14 protein-coding genes and 1 pseudogene are annotated in these 15,792 nt (G+C 40.2%); 11 read left to right on the forward strand and 4 right to left on the reverse strand.

Translation table 11 applies throughout. The features are described from left to right. Window positions 1-101: 101 nt before the first annotated feature. Entirely contained in the window at window positions 102-770 is a 669-nt protein-coding gene (locus V7K44_RS02575) for a cold shock and DUF1294 domain-containing protein (protein ID WP_334928336.1), read from the forward strand. A gap of 163 nt (window positions 771-933) precedes the next feature. Then, a complete protein-coding gene (locus V7K44_RS02580; protein WP_334928338.1) occupies window positions 934-1,512 on the forward strand; it encodes a Uma2 family endonuclease in 579 nt (192 codons plus the stop codon). Window positions 1,513-1,594: 82 nt separating this feature from the next. On the opposite strand, the gene V7K44_RS02585 is transcribed toward V7K44_RS02580, so the two are convergent. The 4 genes and pseudogenes from V7K44_RS02585 to V7K44_RS02600 all read right to left on the reverse strand — a co-directional run bounded on the left by V7K44_RS02585 (window position 1,595) and on the right by V7K44_RS02600 (window position 5,908). Further along, on the reverse strand, window positions 1,595-3,190 hold the full coding sequence (locus V7K44_RS02585; protein WP_334928340.1) for a nickel-dependent hydrogenase large subunit: 1,596 nt from the start codon (window positions 3,188-3,190) through the stop codon (window positions 1,595-1,597). A gap of 221 nt (window positions 3,191-3,411) precedes the next feature. Next, on the reverse strand, window positions 3,412-4,374 hold the full coding sequence (locus V7K44_RS02590; protein ID WP_334928342.1) for a hydrogenase small subunit: 963 nt from the start codon (window positions 4,372-4,374) through the stop codon (window positions 3,412-3,414). A 440-nt stretch (window positions 4,375-4,814) separates the two neighbouring features. Next, on the reverse strand, window positions 4,815-5,036 hold the full coding sequence (locus tag V7K44_RS02595) for a hypothetical protein (protein ID WP_334928344.1): 222 nt from the start codon (window positions 5,034-5,036) through the stop codon (window positions 4,815-4,817). A 92-nt stretch (window positions 5,037-5,128) separates the two neighbouring features. Further along, window positions 5,129-5,908, reverse strand: a pseudogene (locus V7K44_RS02600) (Rpn family recombination-promoting nuclease/putative transposase). A 425-nt stretch (window positions 5,909-6,333) separates the two neighbouring features. Here V7K44_RS02600 and V7K44_RS02605 point away from each other — a divergent pair. The 9 genes from V7K44_RS02605 to hypE all read left to right on the forward strand — a co-directional run bounded on the left by V7K44_RS02605 (window position 6,334) and on the right by hypE (window position 15,788). Further along, window positions 6,334-7,302: a hypothetical protein gene (locus V7K44_RS02605; protein ID WP_334928346.1), complete on the forward strand. Its 969-nt coding sequence runs from the start codon at window positions 6,334-6,336 to the stop codon at window positions 7,300-7,302. Between the two features lie 53 nt (window positions 7,303-7,355). Next, window positions 7,356-7,622, forward strand: coding sequence for a hypothetical protein (locus V7K44_RS02610; protein WP_334928348.1), 267 nt, complete (start codon window positions 7,356-7,358; stop codon window positions 7,620-7,622). Window positions 7,623-7,630: 8 nt separating this feature from the next. Continuing rightward, the gene (locus V7K44_RS02615; RefSeq protein ID WP_322697716.1) at window positions 7,631-7,855 is read left to right on the forward strand and encodes a hypothetical protein; all 225 of its coding nucleotides are present in this window, start codon (window positions 7,631-7,633) and stop codon (window positions 7,853-7,855) included. Between the two features lie 136 nt (window positions 7,856-7,991). Continuing rightward, window positions 7,992-8,837, forward strand: coding sequence for a NifU family protein (locus V7K44_RS02620; RefSeq protein ID WP_334928351.1), 846 nt, complete (start codon window positions 7,992-7,994; stop codon window positions 8,835-8,837). A 630-nt stretch (window positions 8,838-9,467) separates the two neighbouring features. Then, on the forward strand, window positions 9,468-10,685 hold the full coding sequence (locus V7K44_RS02625) for a hypothetical protein (protein ID WP_334928353.1): 1,218 nt from the start codon (window positions 9,468-9,470) through the stop codon (window positions 10,683-10,685). Further along, on the forward strand, window positions 10,675-13,023 hold the full coding sequence (gene hypF / locus V7K44_RS02630; RefSeq protein ID WP_334928355.1) for a carbamoyltransferase HypF: 2,349 nt from the start codon (window positions 10,675-10,677) through the stop codon (window positions 13,021-13,023). The genes V7K44_RS02625 and hypF overlap by 11 nt, the downstream gene beginning before the upstream one ends. An 82-nt stretch (window positions 13,024-13,105) precedes the next feature. Further along, window positions 13,106-13,420, forward strand: a complete 315-nt coding sequence (locus V7K44_RS02635) for a HypC/HybG/HupF family hydrogenase formation chaperone (protein WP_334928357.1) — start codon at window positions 13,106-13,108, stop codon at window positions 13,418-13,420. Between the two features lie 27 nt (window positions 13,421-13,447). Continuing rightward, the gene (gene hypD / locus V7K44_RS02640) at window positions 13,448-14,626 is read left to right on the forward strand and encodes a hydrogenase formation protein HypD (protein ID WP_334928360.1); all 1,179 of its coding nucleotides are present in this window, start codon (window positions 13,448-13,450) and stop codon (window positions 14,624-14,626) included. A gap of 58 nt (window positions 14,627-14,684) precedes the next feature. Beyond that, window positions 14,685-15,788 (forward strand): hydrogenase expression/formation protein HypE, encoded by a 1,104-nt coding sequence (gene hypE / locus V7K44_RS02645; RefSeq protein WP_334928362.1) that lies wholly within the window; start codon window positions 14,685-14,687, stop codon window positions 15,786-15,788. Window positions 15,789-15,792 lie beyond the last annotated feature (4 nt).

The following is a 15,792-nucleotide window of genomic DNA, read 5'->3' on the forward strand; positions in this document are numbered from 1 at the left end:
TCCCCAATGGGGTACGATGGGCTACGCCTACGCATTTTGGTGTTATCTTTTTGTGTAAATCAGGGCACATTATAATAAAAGTACAAATATGTGATTTGTTCATGAAATCTGCTTTACATATAGGACAGCTAACCATCTGGAAAGACGATCGTGGGTTTGGTTTTATACAACCAGATGATGGTAGTCAAGAAGTCTTTTTACACATTACAGCATTGAAAGACGTTAACCGTCGTCCTCAAGCTGGTGATTTTGTTTGTTATCAACTGACAGCTAGTAAAGATGGCAAGGTACGCGCTTTTAATGCTTCAATCAAAGGAGTTACATCAAAGTCCTCATCTTCTGCTGCACCACAGAAATCTATATCCAGAACCATAGACAAATCTACATCATTAGCATTAAAGACATTACTTCTATCTTTACTACCTGGGTTGGGTTCAATCCATCTTGCACTAACAACTGGCAACCCAATTCCTCTAATTCTTTATCCTGTTATGAGTTTCATTACCTTTGGACTATATGCCGATGATAAGTCTCGCGCACAACAAGGACAATGGAGAACGCAAGAAAACACTTTACATCTATGCGAATTTATGGGTGGTTGGTTAGGTGGATTTGTTGCTCAACAGAGGCTACGTCATAAAAGCAGCAAAGTTTCTTATCAAGTTGTATTTTGGGTAATAGCAATTCTTCACATTGTATTTTGGTTAGATTGGCTATTTTTTGGTAAAACGTTGATAAATCTGTTTTTCAGTATTGCTTCTAGAGGGTAAGTAAGTTTAGTCTGATTGTCATAGATCGCTTAGTTCGATGACCAATTCAGTAAGCTGTAAGTGAGCGTTGTAACCCACCTGATAATTAAATTAAACGGGTAAGTCTTAGAGATATTGTGATAATAGTAAGCTAATGATGTTTTTACCAGAAGGTAAGGTGATTATGGCAATCACATTAGATAAAGCTGCATCTGGGAATATGACTCTTGAGGAGTTCTTTAATTATGACGATGGTACAGATGCTCTCTATGAGTTTGAAGATGGAGAATTGCTTCTGATGACGGCTGAGAGTGAGATAAATCGACGAATTGCCATGTTTATCCTTGTCTGCTTTGTGCAACTGGGTATTCCTGCTTATCGGCTGTCGATGAAAACGGAAATTATGACTACTGGCTCACGGGTGCGCGTTCCTGATTTAGTGGTGTTTTCTGAAGAGTTGGCGACGGCGATGGAGGGGGCTAAACGATCTACGGTAATGCCAGAGATGCCACCGCCGTTATTAGTGGTTGAAGTGGTAAGTCCAAATCAGAGTAGTCGTGATTATCGCTATAAGCGATCTGAGTATGCCGCACGGGGTATTTTTGAGTATTGGATTGTTGATCCGATACAACAGCGAGTGACAGTTCTGGAATGGGTAGAGGGTTTTTATGAGGAGAAGGTGTATCTAGGAGATAGTGCGATCGCTTCACTGGTATTTCCCGATCTAAAGTTGACTGCTGTTCAAGTTTTGCAGTGCCATTAATGACGACTAAATGAGTCTTGAACAGCTACAAGAACTGATGGATTGAAGAAATGGTGATAGAAAGCCGGAAGAATTTTGAGACTTAAGCTGTGCGAAAACGCGCCAACTCTTCACCAGTCTTAGCATCATGGGCGTGGACTGTACACACCAAACAAGAATCAAACGATCGCGCCACATGACCAACTTCCACCGGATCGCTAGAATCGTAAATGGGTGTCCCAATTAACGCTTCTTCAATTGGGCCGCGGATTCCTTCACCGTCACGAGGCCCGATATTCCAAGTCCCAGGGGCAATAACTTGGTAATTTTTAATTTTACCGCCTTCTATTTCTACCCAGTGACTCAAGGAACCACGTGCTGCTTCTGTTGCACCCCAACCCTTGCCATCTTTTTCTGTGGGTTTAATATACCAAGGGTCGTTTAACTTGAATTCGCGTAAACAGTGTTCAGCTTGACGATATAACTTGACAAGTTCGTGAACTCGTGCTAATTGACGCACATGAATACTAGCACCACCCATGTTTTTGAAGACATCGAGGATGAAGGGGTCGTAATGTTGCCAAGATTCGCCATGTTTACCACCGGCTACTAATTGACGGGCTAAAGGGCCAGTTTCCAAGCGTCCGAAGTCTTTGTGAAGAACTGCACTCGACCAAGAGTAGGCGTTATCGAAGTCTTTGGTATTGATTGCAGTGGGTTTAGTGGTGCGATCGCTAGGGTGAATATCTGCTGTCCCTTCATCGTACCAAGAGTGAGTTGTATTCTCGCGGGTAAATGACTGATCCATTAAAACGTGAGTGTCTGCGAAGCTGTCATACACTCCACTTTTCATGATCATCGCCGCATTTCGCCCTTCGATAGTCGGCTTTTGGTATTTATCTTCATGGGCTAAATATCCCCAAGTGACATATTTACCAACACCAGCGCCATATCTATCTAAGCCGATGTCTAAACCCATCCGCCAATAAAAACCTAAGTCGGAATCTCGATGATTGCGGTCTTCATCTAACCAATCTCTGAAGTCATCATAAGTTTGGATTTGTTCGTAGCGTTCTAAAGAACAACCTAACCAAACTGGTTCTAGCCAATTGGTGCGGAAATATTCAAGAAGCGCCCAAGCACGGGTAATATCTGTAAGAGTAGGGGCGCACATCACGCCGCCGGGAACCATATAACTAGAATGAGGCCATTGTCCGCCTAATAGTGCATAAATTTCTACAGGTTTCGCGGAAATTGTTATACCGAGTTCGTAAGATTTGCCAGTGAAAGCAGCAAAGCGTCTCACAGCTTCGTCATAATAGCGACTATTGCGGTATTTTTTATTAGTTAAATCAATAGCAAAGAGTCCATAAAAATAGCGGGGGATGCTTTGAATTGTCTCAACAATTTGACCGAGATTTCTCGCCAAAATTGCATTGCGGGGAACTTCTGTTTCCCAAGCTGTATCTAATGCCCAAGATGCACAAGTTAGGTGAGAACCGCCGCAAATTCCGCAAATGCGAGGCGTGACAATTAATCCGGCTTGGGGATCTTTACCGCGGAGGATCACTTCAAATCCGCGAAATAGTTCGGCGTGTGTCCAGGCGTTAACTACCCGCCCATTCTCAATGTCAACTCGGACATCTAAATCGCCTTCAACTCTACCAACGGGCGAAATATCTAATGATTGAATTGTCATTTGTCATTTGTCCTTCGTTATTTGTTATTTTTCTTTGGTCATTTTTGTTCAATAAAAGGTTGTTTGAAAAATGGTGGCTTGAGGTATCCAAAACTTTAGATCCTCCTAAATCCTCCTTAAAAACGAGGACTTTGAAAAGGTTATTCCCCCCTTTTGAAGGGGGACTAGGGGGGATCTGGATACAAGCGTAGACTTTTCAAACATTCTCTAATGACTAATGACTAAACTGTAAAAAAGTCTTCTTCTGCCCAAGGTGGTGCTGCGTCTTTTGCAACCATTGTGAGTAAGGCGTAGTCTTTTTTGTTCACCCCTGGCGGTAATTCTTTGGGAACTCCCATCACTGTTTGAGTTTTGAATACGGTTCCTGGTTTGAGGTCAAAGAAGGGAAATTCTGGTTCTGTGCAACCTAAACAAGGCATTCCGGCGCGAGTTTTGGATGAAACGCGGTTCCATAAGATGCGGTTACAGGAAGAATGAGTCATGGGGCCGCGACAACCCAAATCATAAAATAGGCAACCTTTGCGCTGACCAAATTCGGCGGTTGATGCTTTGTAGGCAAAGTGGACGTTGCGCGTACAACCTGTTTGGGTATAGGTGTTGAAGAAAGTTTGGGGACGATTTAGTTCATCGAAAGCAATGTCTGCTATGCGTCCGGTAGCGATCGCAACTAATATCTGCGTAATCCAGTCGGGATGGGCGGGACATCCAGGTATATTAATTACAGGTAATCCGGCTTGTGATACGAAATCTTTCCCTAAAAAGCCGCCTTCTTGACGTTTGAGAAATTGCAAACCTTCTGATTCGCTAGGGTTGGGTGACATAGCAGGAATTCCTCCCCAGGTTGCACAGTCTCCCACAGCTACAATAAATTTAGCAACTTTGGCGAGGTCTAATAACCAATCTTTCATGGCGCGATCGGCAAACCGATTCCATTCGCCTGTGCCGTTGGGGGCGTTAACAACACTGCCTTCAAATACCAAGATATCTAAAGGAATTTTGCCAGAAATGCAATCCCGCAGCAGTGTTTGCAAGTTGTTGCCTAGTTCCACTCCCAAAGATGGATGCCAAAGTAACTTGATGCCAAAATCAGCAATTAAATCGCAGACTGTCGGTTCTTCGGCGTTGAGAAATGACATGGTGTTGCCTGAACAAGCACCACCTTGTAGCCATAGTACGTTAGTCATCGGCTATGTATTTTTCTATTGTTTCCCATGCATGATGTAGGTGATAATGCTTGTAAAGTCTCACCTGTTTATCAATATTTGTTTTTCAATAGTAAGATATTTTTTTATCTAATTCACTTTCATTAAAAAAGAATTAATCATTAACAATATACTAAATAGTCTCAATATTATTTCCAATAGCTTTGTCTGTTACATACAACACATTTAACAAATGCAAAATAGTAAAAATAAGCACTGCATCTTACTTTGAAATTTTGACGTTAAACAAACTTAATATGCTTAATTTATCGCTATCAAAACTCTATAATAGTTAATAATTACTGTCAACTGTTAATGCGCGTGAGGTGATGAGTATTTTAAGTCATCAGATTTCCATGTAATAAATGAGCCAAAAATAGGGGCACTAAACTTTGCGCCCCGTCAACTATATATCAGTTCTTTTAGGATTTTGGTTGTGCAGCTTGCCTAACAACTTCTTCGTCGAAGTCTAACGCTTGAGCTATCTGCTCAATACTGCAACCAAACGCTAATAAGTGCGGTATCACTTCTAACTTAGCTTCTTGTTTAGCTTCTTCAAAAACTTCTTGCTTACCTTGTTTTTTCCCTTCCTCAAAAACATCTTGGAAAAATCTAGTTTGCCTCAAGTCATTTAATTCAAACATTTTTCCTATCTCCTCCTGGCTCGATCGCGGCAACTTGTAGATTAATATCGTCTCTATTAAACGCACTGTTAATCCTTCGCGCACTTATTATTTTAGGATTTTGGTTGTATAGCTTGCCTAACAGCTGGTTCGTCCAAACCTAATGCTTGAGCTATCTGCTCAATACTTAAACCCAATCCTAATAACCGAGGTATAGTTTCTAACTTACCTTCTTGTTTACCTTCTGTAAAAACATCTTGGTAAAATCTAGTTTGCTTTAATTCATTTAATCCAAACATTTTTCCTATCTCCTCCTGGCTCAATCGAGGTAACTTGTAGATTAATATCGTCTCTATTAATTGTATAATTTCCTTAATAGTAGTGACATCTGAAATTTGCTGTCGGGCAATGTTTACTATCTCTACAGCTTTTATTGTCGCCGTTGATTCGGGTTCGATGATGAGTTTAACTGTCTCTATGCCGATTGATGATGTCTCAATTGAGCTTAATTCGTCAAGATAGACGCGAGTCACTCGTTGTGAGTTAAGTAATTCTGTATATCTTTCGGTATCTCCAGTATCAACGCTACGGTTGGGGTAGATGACAACACCGCGCCAATTGTTGGTTAATTCGGTTTTATCGAGATAGTTAAAGATTTCGGTAAATAAACGCGAGTAGAACTTTTTGTCTGGTTGAAATTGCACTTCAGCAAAATAAATGGGTAGTTCTGCTGCATTTGGGAGGAAAACGCCATCGATTCTAAAGGCTAGTTGTTTGACTTCGACTGAAGAAAATTAGTAAACACTAGCTAGTTGTGGCGGTTGGTTAATCAGTTCAAAGAACGTAGTGGGGATACTCTGAAAAATCCGATAGAAGATACTGTCTGTTTTCAAGGTAGCTTGTTTTACAGTTGATGAACATATTTTACACTTTGATGATCCCGTGGCGACTATTTTGAGTACAATAAATATTATGTATGTCAACAATTGAATAAAAAATATTTAAATTGTATAACTCGATGATACAAAAAGTATTTAAAAAAAATTAGGTGTTTAAAGCTGACATTAATATTAGCAATTTCCCCCTAGAATTTTAGAAATAGGGTGTTTTATATTTTAGAGATTGGGGATTGGGAAAACTCTTCCCTAACCCACAGTCACCAGTCACTAATCCTAGTCTCAGACAAAAAAGGGGAATTCCGCCTAAAGGACTCGAAGCCTGCGTAAATCAGTATGGCCCGTGATGAAATGCGATCGCGTGTTTCGATCGTTCATGGGTGTTGGACTCAATTCCCAATTGGCTAGAGTACGGCAGAGTTATGACCCCCAGCATTACAGATTCGGTGGTGAAGGCTGCGGTAGCAGCTGTTGCATCGGAGTCAGCTTCAGCAGAAGAAAAAATCCAAATGCTGATTGAGATCGCACAAGGTTTTCAAAAAAAGCCCAAAACAGCCCAAGACTTGCGGAATGCAGTTGGCTTATATTATCGGGCTTATGAAATGTGTGGCGAGGAGTATCCCCTACTGAAAGCCAGGGCGCAAGTAGGGATGTCAGGGACATTACAAGCAATACCGGATGCTGATTACCAACTGCTGACGCAAGCGAAAGCAGGTTATGAAGAAGCACTGCCAATTTTACAGCAATTAGCTTCACCAGAGGAAGTAGCAGAGACACAGATGAATTTTGGGCTGGTGTTGCAGTCATTAGTGCCCTTCAATTTGGCGCGGATAACCGATAGCATCCAGGCTTATCATGAGGCTTTGCGGGTGTTCACTTGGGAAGATTACCCCCAAGAATACGCGATTTTGTATAACAATATTGCGATCGCTTACCTTTCTATGCCACTGGCATCAGAACGGGAATACTTGCGTCAAGGGTTAGCTGTGCAATCATTTGAGGTCGCACTCAAGCATATTAATCTGATCGATCATCCCAGAGAATATGCGATGTTGCAAAACAACTTGGGTAACGCTTTGCAATATTTAGTGAGTTCCCATCCTGTGGAAAATAACTTACGTGCGATCGCAGCTTATGATGAAGCGCTAAAAGTCCGTAATCTCCAAGATACACCTCTAGAATACGCTAACACAATTTCAAACAAAGCCAACGCCTTATTCAACTTACCAGATGACTCAGAAAAACCAGAAGCGGGTAATCCTAACAATCTCTCAAAAGCTCGTATTTACTATCAACAAGCCTTAGAAATATTTACCCAAAATCAACAAATAGAACAAGCAGAGATAGTCGCCCAAGCTTTACAAGATATTGAAGTAGAAATAAGGCATTGAGCATTGATTATTCTCCCTCATTCACCCCCTCGTCATCAGGAGAACAAAACAGCATGAGAGATATTTTAACAAATCCTTCCGTGAGAGATTTTCTCACAAGTTTAGCAGATGGTGACTTAAATATAGCAACAGGATTAGTGTGGATAATCATAGCAACAGCCTTGTCTATGATCGGCGGTGCTATTGGTGGAATGCTGTTAGCTGGAAAAGATATCGGCTATCAGTTTTCAGCAATGCTTGGGGCATTATTTGCTCCTGCTGGTGTAATTCCTGCTATTCTCTTAGGATTTATAATCCTAGATTTACTAACAAAATATTAGGAGTAAATATGTTAGAAATTGGATGGTTTTCTGCAAAGTTATTTTTCAAAGGAAAATTACTGCGCGATCCAATGTATTTTGTTCAACGAACTGCTATTGCTACTGCTATAGGTTCGTTACTACTAGTGTTATTTGCACAAATCGATATTCCGTTTTACTTACCAATAACATTATCTAGCCTAGTTACAGGCTTGATTATGCCATTTCTCCTCAAAGATTTCAAAATGAAGTAATTTGTTATTTATTAATAACCAATGCCCCTAAAGAGTGCTGAGTGGTAACACTTGTTTACTCACGACTAGGAACGGGATAAACGCCCTGCTAAAGCTAACGGGACTCTGAACTATTTTGCCTAATGACTAATGACTAATGACAAACCTTGAAGAATTAGTTCGGGAAATTAACCGCTTTGAGGCAATTATATCCGAATGGGATGAAAGCCAAAGGTGTGTAGCAGTTGGTCTAAAAAGAGCAATTGAAGCTTTGCACAAAGCAGCATTAACTAATTTAATTAAAAGCCTCAAGCAAGAATCAATGTCAGCATTGCGTCATGCTGTGACTGATGAAGTAGTGTACGCAGTACTGCTTTATCACGAACTAGTAAAACCACCAAAACCACCATTAGCACAGCGAATTCAAACAGCCCTTGAAGAAGTTCGCCCAGGCTTAAAAAGCCATAATGGGGATGTAGAACTAGTAGCAATTAAGCCCCCAGATACAGTAGAAGTCAAATTAATCGGAACTTGCAGCAGTTGTCCGGCTTCTACTTTAACTTTATCTCAGGGAGTAGAACAGGCAATCAAAAATCATTGTCCCGAAATTACCAAAGTAGTTGCAGTCAATAATAGCCCTGCTGTTAAGAACGCGAATTCTGGTTTAATCAGTCCATTCTCTTCAAAAATAACTTGTACTTGGATCAAAGTAGCAACTATTGATGAAGTTCCTGAGTTTAGCGTAATCGCAGTACAACTTGCTGGTACTTCACTAATTTTACATCGTCAAGGCGTTACAGTTAAATGTTACCGTAATGCTTGTACCCATCTAGGATCTCCCTTAGAAAAAGGTAAAGTTGAAAATGGTATTATTACCTGTCCTGCCCACGGATTCCAGTACAAATTAGAAACAGGTAAATGCTTAACCGTGCCTGATGTTTCGCTTCAGTCGTATCCAGTCAAGGTTAAAGACGATAAGGTTTTTGTAAAACTACAAAAATGATCATGCGAAGGTAAGATTTCAGCAAATATACTTGGCGATTAGTCAATCATGGCTAATTTGCTTTTTCATTTCAGTAGTTCGCGCATTCATTTTAGTGTTTTGTATAAGCAAAATGCCCGAATGCTTTCTCAATATCCCTGAATTCATTCTCATTTGTGTAATTCAGGTATTGATTTTAGTGTTTTCAGAAAGTAAAAAGGCATATTACTTTCTCAAAAGGTCATTTTACTTATTCAAACCCCAGTTTGCTTATTCATTTTAGTGTTTTCCGCAAGCAAAAGTAGCTCTGACTTATTCAAACTCCAGTTTGCCTACTCATTTTGGTGTTTTCCGCAAGCAAAAGGTTATTTGACTTACTCATTTTAGTGTTTTCCGCAAGCAAAATAAGCTTTTACTTTCTCAAATCCCAGTTTGCTTCCTCATTTCAGTAAATCGCGCACTCCTGTAAAAGATTTGCTATGTAGCAAAAATTACTGAAAGCCATATTGTTTTTTTTAAGCTTGATTAATATAGAAGTTGATTAGAGGTTTTAGGTGAATTTTAAAAAAACATAATGCAAAATCGTTACTATTGTTACATGCTAATCAACATTAATGTTTTTAAATAATTATCAGCGTCTATCTGCGGTTCATGGATATCCCAATCACAAGTAATCCCATATCACAATTACCGCTAGAAGCAACAGATATTTCTCAATATTTACCTCTATCACCTCAAGGTGCAGAGGTAATTTTAGGCAACATTATTGAACCAGAACAATTAGTCATACCTGTAGCACCTAGTCCCATAACAATGTTCGGGCCTCGTGGTGCTTGTTTGTTATCAAAAACCGGCCCTTTATGGGTATCAGATACCGGACATCATCGATTATTAGGATGGAAAAAATTACCCACAATAGATAGTCAATCGGCTGATTGGGTAATTGGACAACCTGACTTTTATCATGAAGGGCAAAATGCTAAAGGTACACCGGGAAGCGCAACCTTAAGTGTACCAACAGGGATTTGTGCTTGTGGCGAAGGGTTAGCTGTCGCAGATGCTTGGAATCATCGAGTTTTAATTTGGAAAAACTTACCAGAAGATAACAATGTTCCAGCAGATTTGGTGTTAGGACAAGCTAATTTTATCGATAATGAACCAAATCGGGGAAGTCAACAAGCATCTGCCAGTACAATGCACTGGCCTTATGGTGTTTTCTATCATCAAGGACGGCTATTTATTGCCGATACTGGTAATCGCAGGGTATTAATTTGGCATCAGTTACCAACAGAAAATGGTCAGCCTGCTGATGTAGTTTTGGGACAACCAGATATGATGTCTCGCAATGAAAACGGCGGTGCTTCTGCAACCGCAGCGAGTATGCGTTGGTGTCACGATATCACCCTTTGGGGAGAAAATTTAGTTGTTAGCGATGCAGGTAATCATCGAGTGATGATTTGGCAGGGAATACCAACAGAAAAGAATACCCCTTGTGCAGTGGCTTTAGGACAAAAAAGCTTTGATTTTGTAGAAATGAATCAAGGAGTTTATTTGCCAAGCGATAGTAGTTTGAGTATGCCTTATGGTGTCGGGGTGTCTGGGGATTGGTTAGTAGTTGCAGATACAGCTAATTCTCGCTTGTTAGGATGGAGAAAGCTAGAATCGATTTTATCACTACAAGGTGCAGTGGCAGATGGGTTAGCAGGACAAATAAATTTTCAAAGTAAAGGTGAAAATCGTAATTTCGGACTACCTAAACGAGATAGCTTAAATTGGTGTTACGGGATAAAAATTTGTGATAATACAGCAGTGATAGCTGATTCTGGAAATAACCGAATTTTGCTGTGGCAGTTTAACTATGCCGACTGAAGAAATTAGAGTTCGTGGTATCGTTCAAGGAGTAGGATTTCGTCCTACTGTCTATCGTCTGGCTAAAGCCTGTGGTTTACGTGGAGATGTTTGTAATGATGGACAAGGTGTTTTAATTCGGGTATCTGGTAGTGAGAAAGCAATAACAGAATTTGTTGCCAGATTACAAACAGAATGTCCACCTTTGGCAAGAATTAATCAACTAACAAGAATTATTTCTGAAAGTGAATTGAAGTTTGATAATTTTGTGATTTCTACTAGCGTCAGTAATGCCATTAAAACAGAAATTACCCCTGATGCAGCCACTTGTTTGCAATGTCAACAAGAAATATTCGACCCCTTTAGCCGCTTTTTCCGTTATCCCTTTACTAATTGCACTCATTGCGGCCCCCGCCTGAGTATTATTCGTGCCATTCCTTATGACAGATGCAATACCAGTATGTCTGCGTTTGTCGTATGTTCCGAATGTGGAAAGGAATACCACGATGTCGAAAACCGTCGTTTTCACGCCCAACCTGTAGCTTGTCATGTTTGCGGCCCCACTGCTTGGTTAGAACGCGCCGATGGGAAATCGGTTACTGCTTCCATGTTTTCAATGTTAGATGATGTTGATGCCGTTTGTACTTTGTTGCAAAAAGGTGAGATTGTGGCAATTAAAGGCTTAGGTGGTATTCATCTAGCTTGCGATGCAACACAGGAAACCGTTGTAGAAAAACTGCGTCAGCGTAAAAAGCGCTATCATAAACCCTTTGCTTTAATGGCGCGGGATATTGAAATAATTGAACAATATTGTATTGTCAACGCTAAAGAAAAAGAATTATTAACCAGTTCTGCTGCACCAATTGTTTTATTACAAGCTTCAGATAAAAAACAATTAGCATTGTCAGTTGCATTAGGGCAAAATACCCTTGGTTTCATGCTACCTTATACACCCCTGCATCATTTAATTCTGCGGCGGATGAATTGCCCAATTGTTTTAACAAGTGGGAATCTTGCTGATGAACCACAATGTATTGATAATGACGAGGCAAGAAAAAAATTAGGGACAATTGCTGATTATTTTCTCTTTCACAATCGAGAGATTATTAATCGGGTAGATGATTCGGTTGTGCGTGTTGTTGCTGATAAAGTTCAAACAATTCGCCGTGCCAGAGGATATGCACCAGCATCAATTAGTTTACCATCGGGATTTCAGAATGTACCGCCAATTTTAGCAATGGGTAGTGAGTTAAAAAATACCTTTTGCCTATTGCGTGAAGGAAAAGCAATTCTCTCTCAACATCTGGGAGATTTAGAAAACGCTGCTGCTTTTAATGCTTACCAAGAAAATTTAAATTTATACTTAAATTTATTTGAGCATCAACCAGAAATAATTGTCATTGATAAACATCCTGAATATCTCTCAAGCAAACTTGGTAAAGAAATTGCAGACACAAATCAAATTAAAGTTTATCCAGTTCAACATCATCATGCCCATATCGCCGCCTGCATGGCAGAAAATGAGATTCCTTTAGATTCACCTCCAGTATTAGGTATCGCTTTAGATGGTTTAGGTTACGGCGACGATAGTACATTCTGGGGTGGAGAATTTCTTCTAGCGGATTACCAGAAATTTAAACGACTAGCAACATTTAAACCAGTAGCAATGATTGGTGGTGAACAAGCAATTTATCAGCCTTGGCGTAATACTTATGCCCAATTATTAGCTGCTAATCTTTGGGATGATTGCGAACAAAAATATACTGACTTAGAAATATTTAAGTTTCTGAAAGATAAGCCACTTAAACTACTCAATCAACTGATAGAGAAAGGAATTAATTCTCCTCCAGCTTCATCAGTGGGGCGATTGTTCGATGCAGTGGCAGCGGCTATCGGTATTTATAGAGATGAATGTAGCTATGAAGGACAAGCTGCGATCGCAATGGAAGCTATAGTAGATGTTAGTAGCTTAAATAATGATAAAGAAACCCTAATATATCCTTTTAACTTTAGCTTTTCAGATAGTATTTATTGTATAGACCCGCGTCCAATGTGGCAAGCCTTGCTTGATGACTTACAGCAGCAGATTCCCCAACCAGTTATGGCTGCCAAATTTCACAAAGGTTTAGCAAATGCGATTGTGGAAATGGTTAAGTATCTTAGTCAAGAAAATCTGATTAATCAGGTAGCTTTAACAGGAGGAGTATTTCAAAATTGTATATTGTTACAGCAAATTACCAAAGGATTAGAAACATTGGGAATAAAAGTACTTACTCACAGCTTAGTGCCAGCGAATGATGGCGGGTTATCTTTAGGACAAGCAGTTATTGCAGCCGCACAATTAATACACGAGTGTTGATATTTTACAACCTTTCTCTCACAAATAATTCTCTCTGCGTTCTCCGCGTCTCTGCGGTTAGTTTATCTTAAAGAATAAAAAAATGTGCTTAGGAATCCCCGGACAAATTATAGAAATTACCAACATTAACCATAAATTAGCCCTAGTTAACATTGGTGGTGTTAAGCGCGAAGTAAATATTGCTTGTATCGTAGATGAACAACATCCCCCCGAAGCTTGTATTGGGGATTGGGTATTAGTTCATGTTGGCTTTGCCATGAATCGAATTAACGAACAAGAAGCAGCGGAAACATTACAACTCTTCCAAGAATTAGCAGCAGCACAAGCAGGGATTAGTACTAAACGAACCGCAGAGGGCACAGAGAGAAGAAAGAAATACTTAACTCAGCCGTATTGACATAAAGCTTACTATTCCCAAATCCTTATGAAATATGTTGACGAATTCCGCGAACCTGAAAAAGCTGAAGCGATACGCCGCGAAATCGCCAAATTATGCCGCCAGTTAGAAAAACCTATCAAAATTATGGAAGTATGTGGCGGACATACCCATTCCATTTTTAAATATGGTATCGAAGAAATTTTACCCCAAACCATCGAACTAATTCATGGGCCTGGTTGTCCAGTATGCGTTATGCCAAAGGGGAGATTAGATGATGCGATCGCAATCTCTCAAAATCATAACGTTATTTTTGCCACCTTTGGCGATGCCATGCGGGTTCCTGGTTCCAACACCACATTACTGCAAGCCAGGGCACAAAGCGCAGACATCCGTATGGTGTACTCTCCCCTAGATAGCCTGCAAATTGCCAGAGATAACCCCGACAAAGAAGTAGTCTTCTTTGCATTAGGCTTTGAAACCACAGCCCCCAGCACCGCCTTCACCATCCTGCAAGCCGCAGCCGAAAAAATTCCTAACTTTAGTATGTTTTCCAATCACGTTCTCGTGATTCCCGCCCTCAAAGCACTCTTAGATAATCCCGATTTACAATTGGATGGATTTGTTGGCCCTGGCCATGTCAGCATGGTAATTGGCACTGACCCATATCAATTTATTTCCCAACAATATAATAAGCCAATTGTCGTATCAGGATTTGAACCCTTAGATATTCTCCAATCAATTTGGATGCTATTGCAACAGCTAGTAGAAAATCGTTGCGAAGTTGAAAATCAATATAACCGAATTGTAGAAAAAACTGGAAATAGAGTAGCCCTGCAAGCCATAAACAAAGTTTTCGCCGTCCGAGATAGTTTTGATTGGCGCGGCTTAGGTGACATCCCTTATTCAGGATTAAAAATTCAACCTGAATATGCCCAATTTGATGCCGAACTTAAATTTGCCATTCCTAACCTGAAAGTAGCCGACCATAAAGCTTGTAAATGTGGAGAAATTCTCAAAGGAGTCTTAAAACCTTGGGAGTGCAAAGTATTCGGTACAGCTTGCACACCAGAAACACCAATCGGTACTTGCATGGTATCTTCCGAAGGTGCTTGTGCAGCGTATTACAAATATGGACGACTCTCCACAATTGCCAAAAGAACAATCACCCAAAAACCAAAAATAACTCAAGAACCCCTCCCCGCCTGCGGCTTCTCCTCAGAATAATACTCAGCGTACCTCCGCGCTTCCCTCTGCGTCCCTTTGCGTTTAAAAAAAATTTAATATGAATTTCCCTCCCACAAACCCAATAAAAAATCCTCTATTCCAAAAAATAGAACAAGTCCGCCGCCGCAAAAGTAAAGTGCAAGACACTCATATAACTCTCGCACATGGCAGCGGTGGTAAAGCCATGCGCGATTTAATAGATGATATCTTTGTCAGCAATTTTGATAACCCAATTCTCTCACAATTAGAAGACCAAGCCAGCTTCAACTTAACCCATCTCCTCCAACAAGGAGACAGACTCGCATTTACAACAGATTCTTATGTTGTAGACCCGTTATTTTTTCCCGGAAGTGATATAGGAAAATTAGCCATAAACGGCACAGTTAATGATTTAGCAGTCAGTGGTGCTAAACCTTTATATCTAACTTGTAGCGTAATTTTAGAAGAAGGATTACCTGTTGAAAACTTACGCCGTGTCGCAAACAGTATGAAAGCAGCCGCAGAAAAAGCTGGTGTTCAAATTATTACTGGTGACACAAAAGTTGTACATCGAGGTGCTGCTGATAAACTCTTTATCAATACTGCTGGTATTGGTATCATCCCGCGAGGGGTTAATATTTCTGCTCACAATATTAAACCTGGAGATACCATAATAATTAATGGTGAAATAGGTAATCATGGGACAGCAATTTTAATTGCCCGTGGAGAATTAGCTTTAGAAACTAGTATTGAAAGCGACTGTCAACCGTTGCATAGTTTAGTAGAAACTATTCTCCAAGTATGTCCTCAAGTTCATGCTATGCGAGACGCTACCCGCGGTGGTTTAGCGACAGTTTTAAATGAATTTGCCCTTACTTCAAATGTGGGAATTCGTCTGTACGAAGAATCTATCCCAGTACGGGAAGAAGTTAACGGAGTTTGCGAAATTCTCGGTTTAGACCCGTTGTATTTAGCTAATGAAGGTAAGTTAGTTGTAGTGGTTCCAAAAAAGAATGCTGAAAATGTTTTATCAGCTATGAAATCTCACCCAGCAGGTAAAGATGCTTGTATTATTGGCGAAGTTATTCCTTCACCTCCAGGTATCGTATTGTTAAAAACAGTTTTTGGTGCTGAAAGGATTGTGGATATGTTGGTAGGCGACCAATTGCCACGAATTTGTTAATCTT

Origin of the sequence: Nostoc sp., from assembly GCF_036917235.1 — a bacterium.
Classification (GTDB): Bacteria; Cyanobacteriota; Cyanobacteriia; order Cyanobacteriales; family Nostocaceae; genus Nostoc.

What these genes read in the sequence shown, in the direction of transcription:
- V7K44_RS02615 (WP_322697716.1), top strand. Translation starts at nt 7,631, where the DNA reads ATGTTAGAAATTGGATGGTTTTCTGCAAAGTTATTTTTCAAAGGAAAA.
- V7K44_RS02635 (WP_334928357.1), top strand. Translation starts at nt 13,106, where the DNA reads ATGTGCTTAGGAATCCCCGGACAAATTATAGAAATTACCAACATTAAC.
- hypF (WP_334928355.1), top strand. Translation starts at nt 10,675, where the DNA reads ATGCCGACTGAAGAAATTAGAGTTCGTGGTATCGTTCAAGGAGTAGGA.
- V7K44_RS02620 (WP_334928351.1), top strand. Translation starts at nt 7,992, where the DNA reads ATGACAAACCTTGAAGAATTAGTTCGGGAAATTAACCGCTTTGAGGCA.
- hypE (WP_334928362.1), top strand. Translation starts at nt 14,685, where the DNA reads ATGAATTTCCCTCCCACAAACCCAATAAAAAATCCTCTATTCCAAAAA.
- V7K44_RS02580 (WP_334928338.1), top strand. Translation starts at nt 934, where the DNA reads ATGGCAATCACATTAGATAAAGCTGCATCTGGGAATATGACTCTTGAG.
- V7K44_RS02590 (WP_334928342.1), bottom strand. Translation starts at nt 4,374, where the DNA reads ATGACTAACGTACTATGGCTACAAGGTGGTGCTTGTTCAGGCAACACC.
- V7K44_RS02605 (WP_334928346.1), top strand. Translation starts at nt 6,334, where the DNA reads ATGACCCCCAGCATTACAGATTCGGTGGTGAAGGCTGCGGTAGCAGCT.
- V7K44_RS02585 (WP_334928340.1), bottom strand. Translation starts at nt 3,190, where the DNA reads ATGACAATTCAATCATTAGATATTTCGCCCGTTGGTAGAGTTGAAGGC.
- hypD (WP_334928360.1), top strand. Translation starts at nt 13,448, where the DNA reads ATGAAATATGTTGACGAATTCCGCGAACCTGAAAAAGCTGAAGCGATA.
- V7K44_RS02625 (WP_334928353.1), top strand. Translation starts at nt 9,468, where the DNA reads ATGGATATCCCAATCACAAGTAATCCCATATCACAATTACCGCTAGAA.
- V7K44_RS02575 (WP_334928336.1), top strand. Translation starts at nt 102, where the DNA reads ATGAAATCTGCTTTACATATAGGACAGCTAACCATCTGGAAAGACGAT.
- V7K44_RS02610 (WP_334928348.1), top strand. Translation starts at nt 7,356, where the DNA reads ATGAGAGATATTTTAACAAATCCTTCCGTGAGAGATTTTCTCACAAGT.
- V7K44_RS02595 (WP_334928344.1), bottom strand. Translation starts at nt 5,036, where the DNA reads ATGTTTGAATTAAATGACTTGAGGCAAACTAGATTTTTCCAAGATGTT.